At 28.2% G+C, this 22,628-nt stretch carries 22 protein-coding genes; 18 read left to right on the forward strand and 4 right to left on the reverse strand.

Annotation, left to right across the window (positions count from 1 at the left end; genetic code table 11):
* The first annotated feature begins 618 nt into the window (after positions 1 to 618).
* From cysD to kpsS, 8 genes are read left to right on the forward strand one after another with little or no spacing between them, the layout of a single operon-like run.
* The gene (cysD, locus tag CPEL_RS01590) at positions 619 to 1,563 is read left to right on the forward strand and encodes a sulfate adenylyltransferase subunit CysD (RefSeq protein ID WP_044598336.1); all 945 of its coding nucleotides are present in this window, start codon (positions 619 to 621) and stop codon (positions 1,561 to 1,563) included.
* A complete protein-coding gene (cysN, locus tag CPEL_RS01595; protein WP_044598337.1) occupies positions 1,563 to 2,987 on the forward strand; it encodes a sulfate adenylyltransferase subunit CysN in 1,425 nt (474 codons plus the stop codon). Before cysD ends, cysN begins: the two co-directional genes overlap by 1 nt.
* Complete coding sequence (locus tag CPEL_RS01600; protein ID WP_044598338.1) at positions 2,984 to 4,699, forward strand: SLC13 family permease; 1,716 nt, start codon at positions 2,984 to 2,986, stop codon at positions 4,697 to 4,699. The genes cysN and CPEL_RS01600 overlap by 4 nt, the downstream gene beginning before the upstream one ends.
* Positions 4,700 to 4,707: 8 nt before the next feature.
* Positions 4,708 to 5,292 carry an adenylyl-sulfate kinase gene (gene cysC / locus CPEL_RS01605; RefSeq protein ID WP_044598339.1) on the forward strand — a complete coding sequence of 195 codons (585 nt, stop codon included), beginning with the start codon at positions 4,708 to 4,710 and terminating at the stop codon, positions 5,290 to 5,292.
* Positions 5,289 to 6,776 carry a hypothetical protein gene (locus CPEL_RS09495; RefSeq protein WP_049984557.1) on the forward strand — a complete coding sequence of 496 codons (1,488 nt, stop codon included), beginning with the start codon at positions 5,289 to 5,291 and terminating at the stop codon, positions 6,774 to 6,776. Before cysC ends, CPEL_RS09495 begins: the two co-directional genes overlap by 4 nt.
* A gap of 32 nt (positions 6,777 to 6,808) precedes the next feature.
* Positions 6,809 to 7,810 (forward strand): CgeB family protein, encoded by a 1,002-nt coding sequence (locus CPEL_RS01615; RefSeq protein WP_044598340.1) that lies wholly within the window; start codon positions 6,809 to 6,811, stop codon positions 7,808 to 7,810.
* Positions 7,804 to 9,789: a capsular polysaccharide export protein gene (locus CPEL_RS01620; protein WP_044599475.1), complete on the forward strand. Its 1,986-nt coding sequence runs from the start codon at positions 7,804 to 7,806 to the stop codon at positions 9,787 to 9,789. Before CPEL_RS01615 ends, CPEL_RS01620 begins: the two co-directional genes overlap by 7 nt.
* Positions 9,786 to 10,964, forward strand: coding sequence for a capsule polysaccharide modification protein KpsS (gene kpsS, locus CPEL_RS01625; protein ID WP_044598341.1), 1,179 nt, complete (start codon positions 9,786 to 9,788; stop codon positions 10,962 to 10,964). The genes CPEL_RS01620 and kpsS overlap by 4 nt, the downstream gene beginning before the upstream one ends.
* Here kpsS and CPEL_RS01630 read toward each other — a convergent pair.
* Positions 10,961 to 11,398 (reverse strand): hypothetical protein, encoded by a 438-nt coding sequence (locus tag CPEL_RS01630; RefSeq protein WP_044598342.1) that lies wholly within the window; start codon positions 11,396 to 11,398, stop codon positions 10,961 to 10,963. The genes kpsS and CPEL_RS01630 overlap by 4 nt on opposite strands.
* A complete protein-coding gene (locus CPEL_RS09435) occupies positions 11,350 to 12,477 on the reverse strand; it encodes an SGNH/GDSL hydrolase family protein (protein WP_044598343.1) in 1,128 nt (375 codons plus the stop codon). The genes CPEL_RS01630 and CPEL_RS09435 overlap by 49 nt, the downstream gene beginning before the upstream one ends.
* A gap of 162 nt (positions 12,478 to 12,639) precedes the next feature.
* On the opposite strand from CPEL_RS09435, the gene CPEL_RS01640 reads away from it, so the two are divergent.
* The 3 genes from CPEL_RS01640 to CPEL_RS01650 are packed head-to-tail and all read left to right on the forward strand — an operon-like array spanning position 12,640 to position 15,506.
* Positions 12,640 to 13,770, forward strand: a complete 1,131-nt coding sequence (locus CPEL_RS01640; protein ID WP_084083546.1) for a DUF829 domain-containing protein — start codon at positions 12,640 to 12,642, stop codon at positions 13,768 to 13,770.
* A 12-nt stretch (positions 13,771 to 13,782) separates the two neighbouring features.
* On the forward strand, positions 13,783 to 15,156 hold the full coding sequence (locus CPEL_RS01645) for a cytochrome P450 (RefSeq protein WP_044598344.1): 1,374 nt from the start codon (positions 13,783 to 13,785) through the stop codon (positions 15,154 to 15,156).
* Positions 15,153 to 15,506, forward strand: coding sequence for a M14 family metallopeptidase (locus CPEL_RS01650; protein WP_044598345.1), 354 nt, complete (start codon positions 15,153 to 15,155; stop codon positions 15,504 to 15,506). The genes CPEL_RS01645 and CPEL_RS01650 overlap by 4 nt, the downstream gene beginning before the upstream one ends.
* Here CPEL_RS01650 and nusA read toward each other — a convergent pair.
* Positions 15,503 to 16,594 carry a transcription termination factor NusA gene (nusA, locus tag CPEL_RS01655; protein ID WP_044598346.1) on the reverse strand — a complete coding sequence of 364 codons (1,092 nt, stop codon included), beginning with the start codon at positions 16,592 to 16,594 and terminating at the stop codon, positions 15,503 to 15,505. The genes CPEL_RS01650 and nusA overlap by 4 nt on opposite strands.
* Positions 16,595 to 16,717: 123 nt before the next feature.
* Here nusA and CPEL_RS01660 point away from each other — a divergent pair, with 123 nt between their 5' ends.
* Genes CPEL_RS01660 through CPEL_RS01685 form a run of 6 tightly spaced genes read left to right on the forward strand, consistent with a single transcriptional unit; the run spans position 16,718 to position 20,927 of the window.
* Positions 16,718 to 16,960 carry an HP0268 family nuclease gene (locus tag CPEL_RS01660; protein ID WP_044598347.1) on the forward strand — a complete coding sequence of 81 codons (243 nt, stop codon included), beginning with the start codon at positions 16,718 to 16,720 and terminating at the stop codon, positions 16,958 to 16,960.
* Positions 16,957 to 18,255, forward strand: coding sequence for a tRNA (N6-isopentenyl adenosine(37)-C2)-methylthiotransferase MiaB (miaB, locus tag CPEL_RS01665; RefSeq protein WP_084083547.1), 1,299 nt, complete (start codon positions 16,957 to 16,959; stop codon positions 18,253 to 18,255). The genes CPEL_RS01660 and miaB overlap by 4 nt, the downstream gene beginning before the upstream one ends.
* Positions 18,239 to 18,862: a lysophospholipid acyltransferase family protein gene (locus CPEL_RS01670; RefSeq protein ID WP_044598348.1), complete on the forward strand. Its 624-nt coding sequence runs from the start codon at positions 18,239 to 18,241 to the stop codon at positions 18,860 to 18,862. Before miaB ends, CPEL_RS01670 begins: the two co-directional genes overlap by 17 nt.
* A gap of 4 nt (positions 18,863 to 18,866) precedes the next feature.
* On the forward strand, positions 18,867 to 19,865 hold the full coding sequence (locus tag CPEL_RS01675) for a hypothetical protein (protein WP_044598349.1): 999 nt from the start codon (positions 18,867 to 18,869) through the stop codon (positions 19,863 to 19,865).
* Positions 19,862 to 20,395, forward strand: coding sequence for a hypothetical protein (locus CPEL_RS01680; RefSeq protein WP_044598350.1), 534 nt, complete (start codon positions 19,862 to 19,864; stop codon positions 20,393 to 20,395). Before CPEL_RS01675 ends, CPEL_RS01680 begins: the two co-directional genes overlap by 4 nt.
* Positions 20,388 to 20,927 (forward strand): hypothetical protein, encoded by a 540-nt coding sequence (locus CPEL_RS01685; protein ID WP_044598351.1) that lies wholly within the window; start codon positions 20,388 to 20,390, stop codon positions 20,925 to 20,927. The genes CPEL_RS01680 and CPEL_RS01685 overlap by 8 nt, the downstream gene beginning before the upstream one ends.
* On the opposite strand, the gene CPEL_RS01690 is transcribed toward CPEL_RS01685, so the two are convergent.
* Positions 20,914 to 21,711: a hypothetical protein gene (locus CPEL_RS01690; protein ID WP_044598352.1), complete on the reverse strand. Its 798-nt coding sequence runs from the start codon at positions 21,709 to 21,711 to the stop codon at positions 20,914 to 20,916. The genes CPEL_RS01685 and CPEL_RS01690 overlap by 14 nt on opposite strands.
* 72 nt (positions 21,712 to 21,783) lie before the next feature.
* On the opposite strand from CPEL_RS01690, the gene lgt reads away from it, so the two are divergent.
* Positions 21,784 to 22,599, forward strand: a complete 816-nt coding sequence (gene lgt, locus CPEL_RS01695; protein ID WP_044598353.1) for a prolipoprotein diacylglyceryl transferase — start codon at positions 21,784 to 21,786, stop codon at positions 22,597 to 22,599.
* Positions 22,600 to 22,628: the final 29 nt, after the last annotated feature.

Genomic DNA, 22,628 nt, shown 5'->3' on the forward strand with positions numbered 1-22,628 from the left:
TGATAATTTTTGTGATAAAAATATTATAGAGCAATATAGTATGAAAAAGCCATTGAAATATTATTTAATTACTTGGAAATACAATAGAAAATTAATTTTTTGGAGATTATAAGTTTAATAATATTAAATAAAATTGTTATAAAATAAAATTTTTTGATTATTATTGTGTATTTTTATGAAAATTTATATAGGTTATAAAGTAATATTTTATATATTAATAAATTAAATTGCAAATTCAAAATGTTGCCATTAATTTTTATATTAGAGTAAGATGTGTAAAATTTAGCTTATTAAGATATGTAAGAGTTTTGATGATTTTATTAAAAAGTTAATATTAGTAGATATATGATTCAATAGTCTATGATCATGGTTTTAGATAAAATTTATAAATAAATATTAAGCGAAAGTATTGTATAATGAAATGATTCTTTAGACATAAAAGAAGAGTTTGCTTACTGTAGCTTTTATATTGTTTTAGTAGTGAAAATTTTTTATATTAAATCTTTTTTTTGTTATTAGTTTCTTAATTAAAAGATATGATAGATTAGAATTATAAAATTGTATTTTATGAATGATAGTATTTGGTTATAAAATAATTATAAAGAACTTTATATTAACATGGATTATAAAATTACTCAAACATATTGCCTTAAAAATTTTGAATATTATATAGGTTATTTAGAATATTTAGAATCAGAGTCTATTCATATCATCCGTGAGGTGATAGCTGAATTTGAAAAACCAGCTATGCTTTATAGTATAGGTAAAGATAGTTCGGTTATGCTTCATCTTTTACAAAAAGCATTTTATCCAAGCTTACCTCCACTTCCTTTAGTGCATGTAGATACTACATGGAAATTTAAAGAGATGATAGATTTTAGAGACAAACGCGCCAAAGAGCTTGGCATGGAGCTTATAGTTTATCAAAATCCTAAAATCAAAGAATTAAATCTTTCTCCATTTGCACATGGCTCATCTATGCATACAGATATTGCTAAAACGCAAGGTTTAAAACAAATGCTTGATTTATATCAGTTTGATGCAGTATTTGGTGGTGCAAGACGCGATGAAGAAAAATCGCGTGCAAAAGAAAGAATTTATTCTTTTCGTGATGAAAACCACTCATGGGATCCGAAAAATCAACGCCCAGAATTATGGGATATTTACAACGCTCGTCATAAAAAAGGTGAATCCATAAGAGTTTTTCCACTTAGCAATTGGACTGAGCTTGATATATGGCAGTATATTTATAAAGAAAATATTCCTTTGCCAAGTCTTTATTTTGCTAAAAAGCGACCGGTGGTAGAGTACATGGGAGCTAAAATTTTAGTCGATGATGAGCGTATGCCAAAAGAACTTGCTAAAAATGCTAAAGAAGAATTGGTCCGTTTTAGAACCCTAGGTTGCTACCCACTAACTGGAGCTATAAACTCAAGTGCTAGCAATGTCTTAGAAATCATCGAAGAACTTTTGCTTTCTAAAACAAGTGAAAGACAAGGTAGACTTATAGACACTGATGAAGAAGCAAGTATGGAAAAAAAGAAAAAAGAGGGGTATTTTTGATGAAAACAAATGTAGAAAAATACCTAAAAGAACATGAAAATAAAGAGCTTTGTAGATTTATCACTTGTGGTAGTGTAGATGATGGCAAATCTACCCTTATAGGTAGAATGCTTTATGATGCGAAAATGCTTTTTGAAGATCAAATTTTATCTTTAGAAAAAGATAGTAAAAAGCTTGGTAATGCAGGAAAAAAGCTTGATTTTGCGCTTTTAGTAGATGGTCTTGCAAGCGAGAGAGAGCAAGGTATAACTATAGATGTAGCATATAGATTTTTCACAAGTGAAAAAAGAAAATTCATCATAGCAGATACCCCAGGCCATGAACAATACACTAGAAACATGGCAACAGGTGCTAGCACAGCTGATATTGCTATCATACTTATAGATGCTAGAAAAGGGGTTTTAACTCAAACTAAAAGGCATTCTTATATAGCGAGTTTGCTTGGCATAAAACAATTTATTATTGCTGTTAATAAAATGGATTTGATTGATTATAATCAAGAAATTTTTAATACAATCTGCAAAAATTATCAAGAAATTTTACCATACTTAAAAAATCATGAGTGTATTAAAACCCACTTTGTTCCTATATGTGCATTAGATGGAGATAACATAGCTTTTAAAAGCATTAATATGCCTTGGTATAGTGGAAAAACCTTATCTGAGCTTTTGGATACTTTGCCTATTGCTACTAGCTTGAGTGATGAGTTTATCATGAGTGTGCAATATGTCAATCGCCCTCATTTAAATTTTAGAGGCTTTTGTGGAAATATTGCTAGTGGTAGTATAAATGTTAAAGATAAAGTTGTGATTTTACCTTCCTTAAAAACAAGCAAAATAAAACAAATTATCACGCCTAGCATTAAAAGCCTAAATATACCTAGTAAAAATGAAAAAGTTAAAAGTGCTAAAAATACTAGCTTTCCAAGTGCTATAACTTTAACTTTAGAAGATGAGATAGACATTTCAAGAGGCGATGTAATAGCTTCTAAAAATCATAGCATAGAAATTTCAAATTCTTTTAAAGCTATGGTAATATGGATGAGTGAGGTTAAGTTTAATTTAAATGAAAACTATCTTATCAAAATAGCTAATTTAACTACTAATGTAGTATTTGAAAAAATTGATTTTAAAAAAGACATTAATACTTTCAAAGAATTTCAAAGCGATGAATTAAAACTCAATGATATTGCTAAATGCACCTTAAAGCTTAATAAAAAAACAGCCCTTAAAGCTTATAAGGACAATAAAACTTTAGGAAGCTTTATCATTATAGATAAATACTCTAATGAAACCTTAGCAGCGGGTATGGTAGAAGAAATTTTAGCAAGCGAAGAAAAGAGTAGAATTTACACTCAAGCAGAAATAGAACTTAATGCTTACATTAGAAAAAACTATCCTGAGTGGGGATGTAAAAAAATATGAAAATTATTGTTGCATTAAGTATTTTAATTTTGCTTATTTTGTTAATTAGTAATAAAATTAAACCTTTTATTTTATTTGGTAGTGTAGCTGTGCTTTATTATCTTTTGGGGTATTTAAATTTGAACACTTGGCTTAGCTCTTATACGAGCGAATCTTTGATTGTGCTTATTTTGCTTTTGTTAGTTTCACTGGCTATAGAAAAAAGCGTTGTGATAAGTTGGTGTTCTAAATTCATCATAGGTAAAAATTATCATTTATCGCTTTTAAAGCTTGGAGTTGTTACAGCTAGTATTTCAGCTTTTTTAAATAATACTGCAGTAGTGGCAAGTTTTATGAGTATTATAAAAAATAACAAATTTCAAGTTCCTTCTAAACTACTCATTCCACTTTCATATTTTTCCATAGTTGGTGGAACGATGACTTTGATAGGTACTTCAACTAACTTGATAGTCAATTCTTTTGTAGTGCAAAATGGCTTGCAAAGTTTAAAGATTTTTGATTTTTTTGCAGTGGGTTTTTGTATAAGTATTGGTGTGCTTATAGTGCTTTTAATTTTTAACTTTTTATTGCCTGAGTATAAAGAAAAAGAAAATGTCATTAATGAGTATTTAATCAATGCTAAAGTATTGAAAAATAGCTCGTTAGTGGGAAAAACTATACAAGAAAATGGCTTAAGAAATTTAGAGTTTTTGTTTTTACTTGAAATTCAAAGAAAAGATGAGCTTATCACACCTGTTAGTCATAGTGAGCTTATTAAAGAAGAAGATGTATTAGTTTTTAGTGGAGATATTACACATTTAGAAGTTTTGAAAAAATTTGATGGCTTGCAAATTGGCTCGCAAGATTTGAAATTAGAAACATTAAATTTGGTAGATGTTGTTATAAATTCTGAGTCAAACTTGATAGGAAAAAGTGTTAAGGAAGCAAACTTTAGAGCTAAATTTGATGCAGGGATTGTGGCTCTAAAAAGAGGCTCAAAAAATATTTCAAAAATTGGTCAAAGCTTATTGCAAGTTGGAGATAGGCTTATTTTAAGCGCGGGTAAGGATTTTCACTCAAGAGATAATATCAATAAAAACTTTTATATTATCTCAAATATCATGCAAAATCAAAAGTTAAGTAACATCCAAAGTTTTATAGTGATTTTTGTATTTTTAACTATTATCGCTTTATCGGCTTTGGAATTAGTGTCTTTACTTAAAGCATTGCTAGTGTTTTTAGCTTGTTTATTTATATTTAAAATCATAAGTTTTGATGAAGTAAAAAGACGCTTTCCTTTGGAAATTTTTATCATAGTAGGATCTTCTTTAGCTATAACTAAAGTTTTAGTTGATAGTGGTTTAGCTAAAGATTTGGCCGAGTTTATTATAGGAACTTTTGGGGTGTATGGATTATATGGTAGTTTTGTGGGAATTTATCTTCTAACTTTGCTTTTAACTGAAATCATTACCAATAACGCTGCTGCAGCTTTGGCTTTTCCTATCGCTTATAGTACTGCTTTGGCACTTGAAGTTAATCCAACTCCGTTTATATTAGCGGTTGCTTATGGGGCAAGTTGTGCATTTTTAATGCCACATGGTTATCAAACTCACTTGATGGTAGGTTCAATTTGTGGGTATAAAACTACTGATTTTATAAAAATAGGATGGATAGTTTCTTTGACTTATTCAGCTATTGTTTTAACTATAACGCCGGTATTTTTTATTTTTTAAGGAAAAAAATGAGTAAAAATTTAACTTGGCATACAAGTAGCATTACAAAAACTCAAAGAGCTAAACTTAAAAATCAAAAACCATGTGTTTTATGGTTTAGTGGACTTAGTGGTAGTGGTAAATCTACTTTGGCTAATGCGGTTGAAAAAAAACTTTTTGAGCAAGGTTTTCATACCTATCTTTTAGATGGAGATAATATCCGCCATGGACTTAATAAAGACTTGGGTTTTGATGAAGCTTCAAGAGTAGAAAACATAAGACGCATAGGAGAAGTATGCAAGCTTTTTGTAGATGCTGGTATGATAGTTCTTTGTGCTTTTATATCACCTTTTGAAAAAGATAGAAAGCTTATAAAAGATCTTTTAGATGAGGGTGAATATATAGAAATATTTGTTGATACACCTTTGGAAATTTGTGAAAAAAGAGATCCAAAAGGACTTTATAAAAAAGCAAGAAATGGAGAGATTAAAAATTTCACAGGTATAGATAGCCCTTATGAAAAACCTAAAAATCCACATATACACATAATAAAAGAAGATCTTAATGAGAATGTAGATATGATTTTGAGATTTTTAAATGGGAGAATTAAATGACTGCTTATGTGCATATAGGAACTCCGAAAACAGGAACAACTTCTATACAAGATTTTTTATATTTGAATCGAGAAAAACTAGAAATACAAAACACAATTTATGCAAATTCAATAGAATCTCATACTAGACACAATGTTCTTGTTAATTTTTGTTTTGAATTTAGAAATAATCCTAATTGGGAGAAAATTAGTTTTGAGAGAATTTTAAAATATCGTTCTAGACTAAAATTATTTTACGCCTTAAAAGAAGAAGTTCTTCAAGCTAAAAGAGACTTTATATTTTCTACCGAAGGAATTACTTGGCATTTTTATGATATTAAATATATAAAAATTTTAAAGAAATTTTTTAAAGAATTGGGTTTTAATAGAATTATTTTAATCTTATATTTAAGAAGCACCAGTGATCTTTTAATATCTTTATCTACACAATTAATAAAAACAAATTATTATTCTATACCTTGTTTTATTAATCCTTGGGAGTATGATAGGCAATATATTTTTAATAACAAATGGTTGTGCCAAAAGTATTCTGAAATTTTTGGTAAAAAAAATTTAATAGTAAAACTCTTTGATAAAAATGAATTTTTTCAAAGGGATTTGCTGAAAGATTTTATATATTCTATAGATTTAAAATGGGATGATAATTTTGCAGTACCTTTAAAACAGAATGAAAGTTTAGATTTAATAGGAGTTGAGCTTTGTAAAGCTTTAAATAATCAGAATAGTAATTATAATGAATTTATGGAATTATATAATAGATATTTTATTTCCAAATCTCCATTTATAAAGTTCTGTCCACCGAAAAAAATCATACAATCTTATCTTGATTATTTTGAAGAATCAAACGAATGGGTAAGAAAGGAATTCTTTCCTCACAAAGAAAGATTATTTCCAAAAAAAGACTTGAGTAATTATAAAGAAAATTATGAACTTAAAGAAATGAAACCAGAATACTGGGATAAAATAGCAGAATTTGTAGCCGATGTTGTTAAGAAAAAAAATAAAATTATTGAAGATAATACTAATGTTATTCAAAAGAAAAATGAAATCATAAAAGAAAAAGAACAAATTATTAACTTTAAATTATCTCAGCTTAATCAAATCCAATCGAAACTATCCTTCCAAACTAAATATGGCACAACCAAAACAAGAATTCAAAATCAACTCTCTTATAAACTAGGTCAAGCTATGATAGTTAATTCTAAATCTATACTAGGTTATATAAGAATGCCTTTTGTATTATCTTACATCAAAGATAAACACAAACAAGAACAAAAAATCTACCAAGAAAAAATAAAAAAAGATCCTTCCCTAAAACTACCTCCATTAGAAGATTATCCTGATTATCAAGAAGCCTTAAAACTTAAAAATCATCTTTCTTATAAACTAGGACAAGCTCTTATAAAAGCTAACAAAACTTGGTATAAGGGTGGGTATGTTAAGATGTTGTCTGAGATATGGAAATTAAGAAAATATAATATATAATTTATATTAAAAATATTGCAGTGTGAGTAAGTATGTTAAAAATAGCCTTAATTGCTGATGAATTAACCTATGCCTCTTTAAAAGCAGAAGATGGAGTAATTATAAAAAATATAACTCCATTGAATTATAAGTTAGTATTTTATTTTTGGAAACCTGATTTTTTATTTGTTGAGTCAGCTTGGCATGGCTTTAAAAATAAATGGAAATATAAAATCGCTTCATACCCTGATTATCCAAGAAGAAATAATAGAAAATTACAAAAGCTTGTTAATTTTGCAAAAATGTTAAATATTCCTACGGTATTTTGGAACAAAGAAGATGATGTACATTTTGATAGATTTATCAATAGTGCAAAGTTATTTGAGTTTGTTTTTACTGTTGATGAAAATTGCATATCAAAGTATAAATCTTATGTAGGAAAAAATTCTTATGTGGATGTTTTACCTTTTGCTGTTCAATCCAAATTTCATAATTTTACTGGATTTAATTTTATATCCAGTAAAGCTAATTTTGTTGGGAGTTACTCAAGACACATACATGAAAAAAGAAGATTTTATCAAGATATGATGTTTGAGTTATCGTCCAAGATTAATAATCTTGATATTTATGATAGAAATTCAGATAGAAAATCTATAAACTATAGATATCCAAATTTTAAAGGCATGCAAATTTATCCTTCGGTTGAGTATAAAAAAACAGCAGAGATATATAAAAAATATCTAATTTCTTTAAATGTTAATACTATAGAAAATTCCCCTACTATGTTTTCAAGAAGACTTATAGAGATTATAGCTTGTGGAGGTGTAGCTATTACTAATCACACACCAGCTGTTGAAAAATATTTCAAAGATTATTGTTATTCATTTCAAACCGAGGAAGAATTAAAAGATTTGTTATATAGGTTTAAAAAAGATGGTTTAAATGAAGATGATAAGATAAGGTTGAAAAAAGGAGTTGAATTTATCGCAAAAAATCATACGTGGAAGCAAAGATTAGAACAAATTATAGATACTATAGGTATAAAAAAATGCTAAATGGTTATTGTTTTTATATAAACAATTTTATTCAAATATTTTACAAAAAAAACTTTATAGGATGGGGAAGAAAACGTACTGGCAGATGGGCTTCTTTTTTATATAAAAAATTTAATGGTTCTTTGATTTTATTGGAGGATGGCTTTTTGCGCTCGCTAAATTTAGGTGTAGAAAATAGTCCGAGTTTTTCTATAGTTAAAGATGATGTGGGAATTTACTATGATGCTACTGCACCATCTAAGCTTGAAAATATTCTAAACACTTATGAGTTTAGCCCCGAAGAATTAAAGCAAGCAAAAAAAGCCATAGAACTTATAAAAAAAGAAAAACTTAGCAAGTATAATAATAATCTTTGCATACCAAAAGAGCTTTTTAGCACAAACGAAGAACGCGTATTAATCATCACTCAAGTAGCAAATGATGCTTCTCTTAAATTTGGCTTAGCTGAGAATTTTTCAACTCAAGATATCATAAATGATGCTATCAAAGAAAATCCAAATGCTAAAATATACATTAAAATTCATCCTGATGTATTAAGTGGTAAAAAGCAAAGTGATTTTAACGCACAAGATTTACCAAGTAAATGTGTAGTTATAAAAGAAAATTACAATCCCATAGAATTGCTAAGTCATTTTAAAAAAGTTTATACTAAAACTTCTGGTATGGGCTTTGAAGCTTTGATGGTGGGACGAGAATGCGTGTGCTATGGCATGCCTTTTTATGCAGGTTGGGGTTTAACGCAAGATAAACAAGTATGCAAAAGAAGGCTTAGAAAAAGAGCTTTAGAAGAAATCTTTTATGCTGCTTATATTTTATATAGTGAGTATTTTAACCCTTATTTAAACCAAAAAAGCGATATTTTTGATACTATTCATACTCTAGTAAAATATAAAAAGATAGAACAAGCTAATTCAAATACTTTATATTTTTTAGGTTTTTCTAAATGGAAAAGAGAATATATAAAACCTTTTTTCAAAGCCAAAAACAATAAAATCATTTTTTTAAACTCACTTGACGGGCTTTATAAAGCGAATTTAAATCCTGAAGATAAAATTTTTATTTGGGGTAAAAAGCATGATAAAACTTTACTAGCTAAAGATTTTAATAATGAAATTTTTCTAGTAGAAGATGGCTTTTTACGCTCAGTTTTTTTGGGCTCAGATCTCACGCGCCCTTTTTCTTTGATAGTAGATTGCAAAGGTTTGTATGTTGATCCAAGCAAACCAAGTGATTTAGAAGATATTTTGCAAAATCATGAATTTGATGAGAGTTTAAAACAAAGAGCTAAAAAGCTTATCACCACCATCACGCAAAATAAATTTTCAAAGTATAATGGCCTAAAACATGAAAAGCTAAATTTTAATACCAACAAAAAAATCATTTTAATCCCCGCTCAAGTAGAAGATGATGCTTCTATGATTTTAGGGGGTGGCGGTTTTGATACCTTAAAACTTCTACAAAGCGTAAGAAAGGCCAATGAAAACGCCTTCATAGTTTTTAAACCCCACCCTGATGTTTTAAGTGGCAACCGCAAAGGCTTAAAAGATAAAAGCATTATTTTAAAATACTGCGATGAAATTATAGAAAATGTCAGCATAGATAGTGCTATAAATGCATGCGATGAAGTGCATACCATAACTTCTACAAGTGGATTTGACGCTCTTTTGCGTGGTAAAAAAGTAGTAGTTTATGGTAAGCCTTTTTATGCAGGTTGGGGTTTGACTACAGATTTGCATGAAATCCCAAGACGTACAAGAGTGCTTAGTTTAGAAGAGTTAGTTGCGGGAGTTTTGATCCTTTATCCAAGATACATTCACCCAAAGAGCAAAAATTTATGTGAAGTTGAGCTTGCATTAGATATAATGCTAAAAATGCAAAAAGATTATTTTTCCAAGTTTTATTTGCGTTGGTTTATGGATGTTAGAATTTATATATTAAGAAAAATACGAAGATTAGTAGAATTTATTTTGATTAGATGAATTTAAGTAAAAAATTAAAAAAATTTTCTGGAAAAAATGTTTTATTGCTCCAAGGACCTGTGGGAGGATTTTTTCGTAAAATTGCTACAAAAATTCCACAAGCTAAGGTTTATAAAGTAAATTTTAATGGCGGGGATTTTTTCTTTTATCCTTTTAAAAGCATTAATTATACTAAAAGTTTAGCCGAGCTTGAAGACTTTTATCAAAAGCTTTTTGAAGAAAAGCAAATTCAAGTTATCATTATGTATAATGATTGTAGAAAAGTGCATGAAATCGCCATTAGTGTTGCCAAGCAAATGGGTATTGAAGTATGGATTTTTGAAGAAGGCTATATAAGACCAAATTTCATTACTTTTGAAAAAGGCGGAGTGAATGCAAACTCAACTTTACCAAGAGAAAAAGAATTTTATATAAACCAAAATAAATTCAACAAAGATTTCAAAACAAAGAATTTTTCTGGCTCATTTAAAAATATGGCTTTTGCTTCTTTTTTATACTGGCTTTTTGCTGCTTTGTTTTCTTGGTATTTTAATAATTCTTTACACCATAGAAGCTTAAAATTATTTGACTTTTTACCTTGGTTTTTATCTTTATACAGAAAGAAAAAATACAAAATTACTGAAAAAGCAATCAATGAAAAAATTCTTTCATTAAAGCAAAAGTATTTTTTAGCTATTTTACAAGTGCATAATGATACCCAACTTTCACATCATTATAAAAAAACTACAGAAAAATTTATAGAAGAAGTGATTGTTTCTTTTGCAAATCATGCTAAAGTAAAGTCTTATCTAATTTTTAAACATCATCCTATGGATCGTGGTTATAGAGACTATACTAAGCTTATAAAAGATTTGAGTTTAAAATACAATGTCGAGGGTAGAATCTTATATGTGCATGATTTACACTTGCCTACACTTTTAATCAATACAAAAGGAACCATTGTTATAAACAGCACAGTGGGACTTTCTGCTTTATATCACAATAGCCCCTTAAAGGTAATGGGTAAAGCCTTTTATGATATAGAAGGTTTGACTTATCAAAAAAGCTTGCATACTTTTTGGAAAGAGTGCAGGGCATATAAGCCTGATGCTGTTTTACACGCTAAATTTAGAAATTATGTGATATATAAAACCCAAGTTAATGGGAATTTTTTCAAAAATACTAGTTTAGATTAAATTTTCTTTTTATAGTTTTTTGCAATCTTTTTTAGTTTAAAAGGTAAGCTTAAATAGCCTATTTTAAAAGGGGTTCTTGAGGCTTGTAAAAGTGCATTGCCTAAAAGATAAGGTAAGTGAGTTTTGGCTATTTGAGCGTGTTTATAGTCTGCATAAGCTTTTAGTGGCGGTAGGTTTTTTTGATATTTTTGATTTTTAAAATGCTCTTTTTTGATTTTTCTTAGTTCAAAAGGTATTTTAAAGCAATCTAAATAACTTTTGCTATTTTTCATGATAGCTTCCCCAAGCTTATAGCTTAGCCTTTCTTTTATCCTTAAGCTAGCTCCATAAAGTTTATTGTTTTGATGAATAAATATCTCATATTCGTTTTTTAAGTCTTTGTGGTCTAAAAAACGCAAAAGATTATGATTTTGACTTTGTAAAAAAGTTTGCATATTTGCATATCAAGTTTTTTTAGTTCATGGTATTCTAGTGCTAATTCTTTATAAAATGCTATAGGTGGTATTAAAGAATCATGGGTATTTGTAAGATAATTTTTACATTCAATCTTTTTATCATTATCATTTTCTAAAAGTAAAATTCCTATTAAGTCTACATAATCAAGCCTTGGTGTTTTTTCATTTGCTATGCTTAAGCCTGAACTTTCCTCGCTTTGCTTGATAATTTGCGTATTAACATACAAAAAGGTTTGCTCATCACAAATTGCTTTTTCATTTTGTATATCTTGAAAAGTATTGATAAGTCCAAAATTTTTTACTAATTTAAAAGATGAGTTCTCAATGCTTATAGATGATATAGCATGGGTTGATGAGCTAGTGTGATTCCAAGTATGTATACCTAAAATTTGATTACCAATAAATTCTTTTGGAAAAATCAATTTTTCTTTAGAATTAATTCTTCTTATTTCTTCGCAAAAGAAGGAATTTTTATGGCATATTTTAGGAAAATTTGAAGGGAAGTATATAAAAAAATTCCTTTTAGAGCATGGGATATTTTCTTTAGATTTCTTAAAAGTTTTTAAATTTTTTATAATGTTTTTACCAAGTTCTTGCATAGCAAGTGGCATAGGATGAAAATTGTAATTTTTGCTAAAAGCATAAAGGTTATTTTGGTGAAAATACACATCCACATCAATTACATTAAAACCATAATAAGCACAATTTTTTCTATGTGTTTCATTGATAGCTTTTGATTTATCATTGCAAGCTGGTATAGGAAGTATAAGCACTATAGTAGTTTTGTTTGCTTTATAAAGTTCTTCGTAAAAATAGTCAATATTTCTAAGTATAATTTTCAAACTTATAGGGCTTAAGTAATCATTAATATTTGATTCACTGATGAGAAAATCACTTTTTTGTATAGTTTGTTTATGGCGTATTAACTCATAAAGATTTTGCAAAGAAGAACTAAGTCCTAAAGCATAATTATGCAAAGTGATATCTTTATCTTCAAGACCTACTCTAAGTCCGTTTTTTACTACGCTATTGCTACCACCTAGTAAAACTATATCCATTCAAGTTCTTTCTTTTATAAAAATTTATTCATTTTATAAAATATTATTTAATAGATAATTTCAGAGTAAAAATCTCCATTAAACCTTTTAAATTAAGCATTTGACAAAGATAATAACTTTAGATATATTTTTGAATTCATTTTAAACTAGTTTAGGATTTTGATGGATAAAATGTGCCAAAAAAGAGATGTTTTTTATATAGCTGGTTATGATCCTAGAGGATATAGGCATTATTATGCTATGTTTAAAAAAAACTTAGCTTTACAAAATGAACTTTTAAATTATGATTATACTTTATCAAAAGCTCAAGTTAATACATATGTTTTTTGGCAAATTCAAACTCCGCATACAAACACTACTTATACTTTTTTAAGCTGGAATGATATAGTTAAAAAAAACTGGTCAGAGGGCATTAAAGACGCCTTGAGTGATTGTTATGATGTTTTTAGAATTTTTATTATAACAGGGCTTTTTATAAAATTTGGTAAAGAATCCCCTTATCAGCTTATTACAGGTTATTACCCATTTTTTTATGTGCTTTTGAGTTTGATTTTTACTTTATTTTGTGCTTTTGGAAGTTTATTTTATTTGCAAAATTTTCATATAATTTTTGGCATTTTAGCTTTTATTGCGTGTTTAGTGTTTTTACCAAAAATGCTTTATAGATTAGGAAAAAAATTAGCTGTTTTTTGGATAGCTAGAATTTGCTCTTTTTGTGCTAATTGGGAGAAAAATTCTCAAGGTGAGCTTGAATTAAGAATGGATGATTTTGCTAGAGTTATCTTTGAAAAACTAAAAGAAAATGAAAATGATAAAAACTACGAACTCATCTTAAGTGCACATAGTGTAGGAACGGTGCTTTGTATAAATGTTTTAGCTAAAGTGTTAAAAAAATGTGAAAAAGAAAATATCTCTTTTAAAAATTTAAAAATTTTAACCTTAGGTGAATGTATACCTTTAGTAAGTTATCAAAAAATATCTTATGATTTTAAAAAAGATTTAGAGTATTTAGGAAGTAAAAATTTAATATGGTATGATTTTACTTCTATTATCGATGGGGCTTGTTTTGCACAGGTTGATTTCATACGCACAAGTGGAGTAAAAGCACAATTTAGTCCAAGATACCTTTCGGCTAAATTTCATACCTTATACACAAAGCAAGATTATAAAAAAATCAAAAGAGACAAATATAAAGCACATTTTTTGTATTTGTTTGCTACACAAATTCAAGGAGTGTATAATTTTTTTGAATTTATTATAGGGAAAAATAAGCTAGAAGAAAAAATCAAATAGGAGGTAAACATCATGGGGCAATGTCCATTTCATCCAAAACCTTATAAAAACAAAGCTTCCACGCTAACTACTTTTTTATTAAAAAGAAGATCATGGCTTGATGGACTTTATGATCGTAGTTATAAAATGATGATGGGTAGAGTTAAAATGCCTGGATTTGATCTTTATGTAGTAAATGATCCAAAAGAAGTAAGACGCATTATGATAGATGAGGTTAGAGAATATCCAAAAAGCCAACTCTTGCATGAGCTTTTAGAGCCACTTTTAGGTGTAAGTATTTTCACTACAAACGATAGAGTGTGGGAAAAACAAAGAGAACTTTTAAGACCTTCTTTTGAAATGACAAGGATTTCTAAGGTTTTTAATTTGATGAGTGAAGCTGCTGCTGACATGATGGCAAGATTTGCAAAATATGAAGATAAAGCGATTATAGAAGTAGATGAGGCTATGACTTTTGTAACTGCAGATGTGATTTTTAGAACTATCATGTCTTCAAAACTTGATGAACAAAAAGGTAAACTTGTTTTAGATGCTTTTGTAACTGTGCAAGAAGAAACCGTTAAAACTGCTATGCGAAGAATGTTTCGCTTTCCAACTTGGCTTTCAAATCTTTTAGGAGAAAGAAAAAGACTTAAAGCAGGTGGAGTTATACGCAAGGTTTTATCAGATATTATAAAACCAAGATATGATAATGCAATAAATGATCAAGGAAAATATGAAGATATTTTGTCTTCATTACTTATGGTAGTAGATGCAGATACAAATGAGAGATTTTCTTTTAATGAAATTTTAGATCAAGTTGCCATGCTTTTCTTAGCAGGCCATGAAACTACTGCAAGTTCGCTAACTTGGACGCTTTATATTTTAAGTATTTCGCCAAAAGAGCAGCAAAAAGCTTATGAAGAAATCATGCAAATTGCAGGTAATGATGAGTTTAAAATAGAACATATTAAAGCGATGAAATATTTAACAAATGTATTTAAAGAAAGTTTAAGACTATACCCACCAGTTGGATTTTTTGCTAGAGAAGCAAGAAATGAAAGCAAAATGAGAGATAAACTTATAAAAAAAGGTTCTGGTGTAGTAGTGGCTCCATGGCTCATTCACAGGCATGATAATTTTTGGGAAAATCCACATGAGTTTGATCCAACTCGCCATGAAGATAAAAGTAAGATTAAAAAAGACACTTATATGCCTTTTGGTATGGGAGAGCGTGTGTGTATAGGTCAAGGTTTTGCTATGCAAGAAGCAATTTTGATTTTAGCTAATATTTTAAGGACTTATAAGTTAGAATTACAAGAGAATTTTGTGCCTGATATTGTAGGAAGACTTACTATAAGATCAGCTAATGGTATGAATATAAGATTTATAAAAAGGCAAAAATGAAAGAAAAATTAGCAGGAACCATACTACTTTGTGCTATTGTTCCTTTGGCAGTGATTAGTTATCTTTTTATAGTTGTAGTAGGAACCTTTGGAAACCCTGCTAGGGTTAGACAAGGTGTGAGGGCACTTGATCATTTTGTTAATGCTACTTTGTTTAATGGCTATGCTTGGGAGTCTTTATCATCTCATGCTTGGAGAGAACGCGATAAAAGATGGGCTAAAATAGTCATAAAAATCACAGATTTTTTTGACAAAAATCACTGCCAAAAGGCTAACAAAAGAGAGCAACCTATAGTGGATTTAGTTTTAGAAAGAAAGCTTACCGAACAAACCGTCGGTAAGCAACTTTAATTTTCTCCAAACAAGGCTTTAAGATTTTTAAATGCTTCTTCTTGATTGCTAGTTTTGTCTTTTGCATTTACTTCGTTTAATTCTATTTCATAACCAAGTAGCATACTAGCTAAGCGTATGTTAATTCCGCTTTTTCCTATGGCTTTGCTTTTTTGCTCGCTATTTAGTGTTACTATGGCTTTTTTATCTTCTATATTAACTGAGTTTATAATAGCAGGAGCTAAGCTTCTCGTGATTAAAATTGCCATTTCACTAGAATACTCTATACAATCAATATTTTCATTTTTTAACTCTTTACTTACTGCATTAATCCTAACTCCTTTTATGCCTACGGTTGCTCCAACTGCATCAACGCTTGGGCTATTAGCTTGCAAGATGATTTTTGCTCTTTCACCTGGAATTCTTGCACTTGCATAAATATTTATAAGACCATCTTTGATTTCAGGAACTTCAGCTTTTAACAAAGCTTCTAAAAATTTAGGACTAGTTCTACTAAGTTCCATTCTCATACCTGATTTATCAATATAAACATGTCTAATTACAGCCTTAATCACATCACCTACTTTAAATTTTTCACCTTTGATACGATTTTTTCTTGGTAAATATGCGCGAAATTCATCAATTTCTACATAAGTATTTTCTTCATTATCTACCCTTACAACACTACCAAAAACCATATGCCCTACCATTTTTTGGTATTTTTCATAGATTTTTTCTTCTAAAAGTTTTTGTATGTTGTATTCTAATTCTTTATGTAATATATTTGCTGCAGTGCGTCCTAAATTTTCTAAAGAACATTCATAAGTTAACTCATCGCCAACTTCTACATCTTTTGCTTCAGTTTTTGCTTTACTTAGAGCGATAAAATGTTCATTTTCATTTTCCAATCTTTCATCATTATCAGCTACAACAATGATTTTTTGGTAAAGCTGTAAATTTTTTCCTGAATCAACAAAAAATTCATATTTATCACCATAAATTTTTTTTGCAGTGTTAATAAGTGCTTTTTTAACTCTTTCTCTTACATCTTCTATTTGCAAATTTTTCTCATTAGCAATGGATTCTATTATATCTGTGATTTTTTCCATAATAACAATACAACCTTAATTTTGGATTTTTAAATTTTGAAGAATAAAATTATATCTTTAATAAGTTTAATTAAAAGTAAAATTTGTTATAATTTCAGATTAAAAAAACTTGAGGATGATGATATGGATTTAAAAATAGCAAGAACCTCTGTTGATGAAAAGCCAAAAAGCATAAGTTTAGAAAGTATTGAAAAGGCTATAGATAAAGAAGGTCAAAAATTTTTTTATTTTGATAAAGACAATGCACATAAACAATTAATTGCCTTGGTAGAGCATTTTGAAAAAAAAGGAAAATGCGTATATCATAGAACAATTAAATATGGTTTAGACGATGCAGATTTCATGTATGAGGTGCATATTCTTTGAGTAAAAAACTTTTTATCCAGACTTTAGGTTGTGCTATGAATGTTAGAGATTCTGAGCACATGATAGCCGAACTTAAAGAAAAAGAAAATTATGAATTAACTCAAGATGCAAAAGAAGCAGATTTGATTTTAATTAATACTTGCTCAGTGCGTGAAAAACCAGTGCATAAACTTTTTTCAGAAGTTGGAAGTTTTGAAAAAATTAAAAAAAATGGAGCTAAGATAGGAGTTTGCGGTTGCACTGCTTCACATTTGGGAGATGAAATTTTTAAGCGTGCTCCTAATGTGGATTTTGTTTTGGGTGCTAGAAATGTTTCTAAAATCACAAAAGCTGTTAATACTCCTAAATTTTTAGGCAATGATATAGATTTTGATGAAAGTAATTATGCTTTTGCAGATTTTAGAAATAGTCTTTATAAAACTTATATTAATATCTCTATAGGTTGTGATAAACATTGTACTTATTGTATAGTGCCTCACACAAGAGGAGATGAAATTTCTATACCTTTTGAGATTATTAAAAATGAAGCTTTAAAAGCAGTTTTAAATGGGGCTAAAGAAATTTTTTTACTAGGGCAAAATGTTAATAACTATGGTAAAAGATTTTCTAATGCACATGAAAAGATTAATTTTTCAGATCTTTTGGAAAAGTTAAGTGAAATCGAAGGTTTAGAGCGTATTCGTTTTACAAGCCCACATCCATTGCATATGGATGATAGATTTTTAGAGGTTTTTTCTAAAAATCCTAAAGTGTGTAAGTCCATGCATATGCCTTTGCAAAGTGGTTCAAGTGAAATTTTAAAAGCTATGAAACGCGGTTATACTAAAGAATGGTATTTAGATAGAGCCTTAAAACTCCGCTCTATGTGTAAAGATGTAAGTATTTCTACTGATGTTATAGTTGCTTTTCCAGGTGAGAGTGATGAAAATTTTAACGATACCATGGATGTACTTGAAAAGGTGCGTTTTGAGCAAATGTTTTCTTTTAAATACTCCAAAAGGCCATTAACAAAAGCTGCAACTATGCCAAATCAAATTCCTGATGATATAGCTTCTAAAAGATTAAGCATTTTGCAAGCTAGACATACAGAAATTTTAGATGAAATTGTTGCAAAACAAAAAGATAAAGAATTTGAGGTTTTGTTTGAAGAGTTAAGAAATGATGGTTTTGTAGCAGGTAGAAGTGATAATAATTTTTTAGTTCAAGTTAAAGGTAGTGAAGAATTATTAGGGCAAATGAAAAAAGTGAAAATCACCAATCCTAGGCGTATGGTGTTAAATGGTGAAATCCTTTAAAATTAATTTTATAGCTTTTGGAATTTATTTATTACAATGGCTAATTTTTTTAACTTGTAAAAAAAAATATTTAGGGCAAAAATTACCACCAAATTCTTGTGTAATACTTTTTTGGCATGGACGTCTTGCTCTAATGCCTTTTGCGTATAAAAAAATGGGTATTAAAGAAAAAAAAGCTTATGTGATGATATCTCATCATAAAGATGGAGAAATTATTGCTAGAAATATCGCACTTTTTGGCTTAAATACTTTAAGAGGAAGTACAAGTAAAGGTGCTTTAACTTTGCTTAAGCAATCTTTTAAAATTTTAGATCAAGGAGATGATGTTATCATTACCCCTGATGGACCAAGGGGACCTTATCATAGTATTTCAGATGGTTCTGTAATGATAGCTTTGAAAAAAAATGTTCCACTTTTTTTATTAAATTACGAAGCAAGTTCATATTGGGAATTTAAAAGTTGGGATAAAATGATTTTACCTAAACCTTTTTCAACTTTAAAATATCGATTAAGTGAAGAAATTAAAATACAAAATTTAAATTTAGAAGAAGCTAAAGTATTGATAAAAGAAAAATTTGATATGATAAGTCAATTAGACAAAGGATAAGCAGATGTTATCTTTTTTTAGAAAATACATTTTACAACTTTTAGTTTGCATATGTTATGATGAAAAACAATACATTATAAGATGTCATACATGGAAAAAATCCCAAGCTATTAATACTTTTGAAAAAAGTTTTGAAGATAAAGAAAAAGCTATAGAATATGTAAAAAATTTAACAAAAGATTTTCAGATTTATTATATTTGTGCTTTTTTTACACCTATTGCTCAAGGGATTGTTCCAAGTACTAATTTTAAAGAGCTTTCAAAATTTGGTGTTGATTCTACTAATGTAAAATGTATCACTTTTAATAATGCTTTAATGTATGCTTCTAATACTTATTTAGATATCTATGAAAAAGAATACGATGCCTTTGGTGGACTTGATTTGCTTTATTCTCCTTTTTGCATACTTTATTATTGTATGCAAAAACAAGGTTTTAGTGATAAAATAGGGCTTTATGTATATAGATATCATGAATTTGTAGCTATACTTATTTGCAAGGGTGAGAATATATTATTTGGAAGTTATTTTAACATTGCTAGTTCAAATTATCAAGATGATTTTTATGATGATGTTAAAGAAGAGTATGATTTAGATATAGAAGATGAAGAAAAAAATGAAATTTTTGATAATAGCGAAGAAAGTACTAGTGAAAACAATGATGAAAATTATGATTTAAAAAGCTTAGAAGAAATGAGCCAAGAGCTTGATAAGCTTGATGAGATAGAAGAAGAGCAAAGTGAAGAAATTGTCCAAGATTCTTTAGAAGGGTTTAGCTCAGATATGAAAATGATAGAATATATTATTTCAAGTGTAAAAGAATTTTATAATAATCCTTTATATGATAATACTTTTTTAGAAGAAATGGTAATCTTTGATGAAGAAAGTTTTAGTCATACTTCTTTAGATTATATAGAAAATGAATTATTTATCAAACCTAAAGTAGAGCTTGTTGATACACTTGATTTGATGAATGAACTTATGGTAAAGGATTTAAAACTATGAAATACAGCTTAATTACGCCTAAGATAAAACCTGTATTTAACCTTTTTACAAGGATTTGGATTTACTTTACTATGATTAGTATTTCTTTAATTTTGATTGTATTTATAGTGGTTGTTTTTAAAAGCTACTATGCAGCGTTTGAGCTAAATAATAAAAAAGAAGAATTATTACACATTACAAAGCAAATTCAAATAAATAAAGATAAATACAAAGAATTATCAAGGCAAAATAATCAAGCAGAGATGGTATTAGGCAGAATAAACGAAGATGGTAAAAATTTAATTTTATTAAATAGTATTAAAAATCTTTTTACCTTGGTTCCTAAAAATATTTCTTTAGATGAGGTTGTGTTGGAAAATAATTCTTTAACTATAAGGGGTGTGACGCCAACTAAAGAAACATTTGCTTTATTATTAGAAGCTCCATTAAGGAGTGTATTTACAAATTCGCAAACAAGTTATTATCAACTAGAAAATGGTTGGTATCGCTTTGTAAGTATCAATACTACATTAGAGGAAAACAATGAATAAAAATGATAAGAGTCTTGAAGAAGCAGATGTATTAAAAATACTGATTTATTCTTTTTCTTTTATTGCACTTTGTGCTATTTTAATTTTATTTTTAATTGTTCCTTTTTTAAGGGATTATAAACTAGAACACTCAAGATTAGTAGTTCAGCAAAGTCAAAACATAAAAGCCTTAAATGAACTACAAGCTATAGAAACAACTATACAAAATTTTAAAAATACAAATGCTAAAAATTTAGCACAAATTAACACAGAATTTTCACAAGATGATTTTATAAAATTTATGAAAAATTATTTTGAAGATGTGTCGTTAAAATCAATACCCATAGAAAAATCATCTCAATATCTTAAATATCAATTTCATGCACAGGTAAAAATGCTAAATCCTCAAGCGTTTTATTCTTTTTTAAATGATTTGCAAAAATATAAAAATTTAGTAGAAATTACTACCCCTGTAAAGTTTAAATCAGAAAAAAAATACATTAATCTTGAATTTAAAATTAATGTATTTTTTGCACCTATTATTCAAAAATGATAACTTCGTTGTTTTGATATGGAGTTGTTTCGTTTTTGGATTTTTCTTGTTCTTGGATAATTTTTTCTTCTTTTGGCTCTAATTGATTGTCTAAATTTTCATTTTGAGGTAATGAAGTATTTAAATTCGTAGTAATTTCTTTATAAAAAGTTATAAATACCTTATCGATTTTTAATGCACTAGCTGCCATACTTTCATTAACTTGTGTAGGTATGGCACTATATACTTGGCGAAAAGTTTCTAAACTAGCATCACCTTTTATAGGGTAATTAATAATAATAGGCTCATCTAGTTTGGTAGAACTTGTTGAGGTGTTAAATGTATTGTTTTGATGTAAATTAACCAAATTGCTATGAGATTCTAAAATCATCATGAAAGAAGATTCCACACTATTTCCACCAAAACTTGAACTTCTTGAAACCTTATCTTCATACAAATTTGCATTAATGGTTAGATGAAAGGTATAATCAGGATTATCATCGCTAACTATATATCCTTTATTTTCAAGCAAAGCTTTGCTGTCTTTTAAAAGTTGATTTTTTAGTAATTCTAAGCTTTTGTTTATTCTTTGATTTAATGTTGATTCTTCAAAATACGAGCTATAAAAAGTATTTTTAACAATCTCAATACCACTAATTTTAACTTTTGGTGCATTTTCGTTTGTTGTATTTTGCGTTTGTATGGAACTTTTAAAATTGGGCATTGATATATGATATGTTTTTTGATTACTTGTGCAAGCGCTAAAAAATAAGATTACGCTAAAAAATAATAAAATTTTTTTCATTATTATTCCTTCGTTTTTTATAATTATAACAATTTTTTGATATATTATTTGTTTTTTTACTAAAGGTATTTTATGGATTTTTGGCAAAATATTTATGCAAATTTTGATGTAGTTGCTTTTGAAATTTTTGGTTTAAAAGTGCATTGGTATGGCATTATGTATGTTTTGGCTTTATTGGTAGCTTTAATGGTAGCAAAATACTATGCCATTAAAGATAATATGGGAATTTCCAAAGCCATGCTTGATAGTTATTTTATTTGGGTTGAAATAGGCGTGATTTTAGGGGCAAGATTAGGTTATATCTTAATTTATGATGCAAACACGCTATGGTATATCACACATCCTTGGCAAATTTTTAATCCTTTTTATAATGGAGAATTTATAGGAATTAGAGGTATGAGTTATCATGGTGCTGTGTTTGGATTTTTAATTGCTAGTTATTTATTTTGTAAAAAGCATAAACAAAATTTATGGAAATATCTTGATTTAGTTGCCATTAGTGTGCCATGTGGTTATATTTTTGGGCGTATAGGAAATTTTTTAAATCAAGAATTATTTGGTAGGATTACTGATGTTCCATGGGGTATTTATATAGATGGAGTACTGCGTCATCCTTCTCAACTTTATGAAGCATTTTTGGAAGGTTTGGTTGTATTTATAATTTTATTATTTATAAAAAAATATAAAAAATACAATGGAGAATTAATTGCATATTATACGATTTTATATGCTTTGGCGCGTTTTGTGTGTGAATTTTATAGGGAGCCTGATTTTGGCATAGGATTTATAGCTTTTGGTATGAGTATGGGGCAAATTCTAAGCTTATTAATGCTTATATTAGGAGTATTTTTATCTTTTTATTTAAGAAATATTAAAAAAAATTTATAATTTTTTATTTTTTTAAGAATAAAAGTTCT

Origin of the sequence: Campylobacter peloridis LMG 23910 (genome assembly GCF_000816785.1) — a bacterium.
Taxonomy (GTDB): Bacteria; Campylobacterota; Campylobacteria; order Campylobacterales; family Campylobacteraceae; genus Campylobacter_D; species Campylobacter_D peloridis.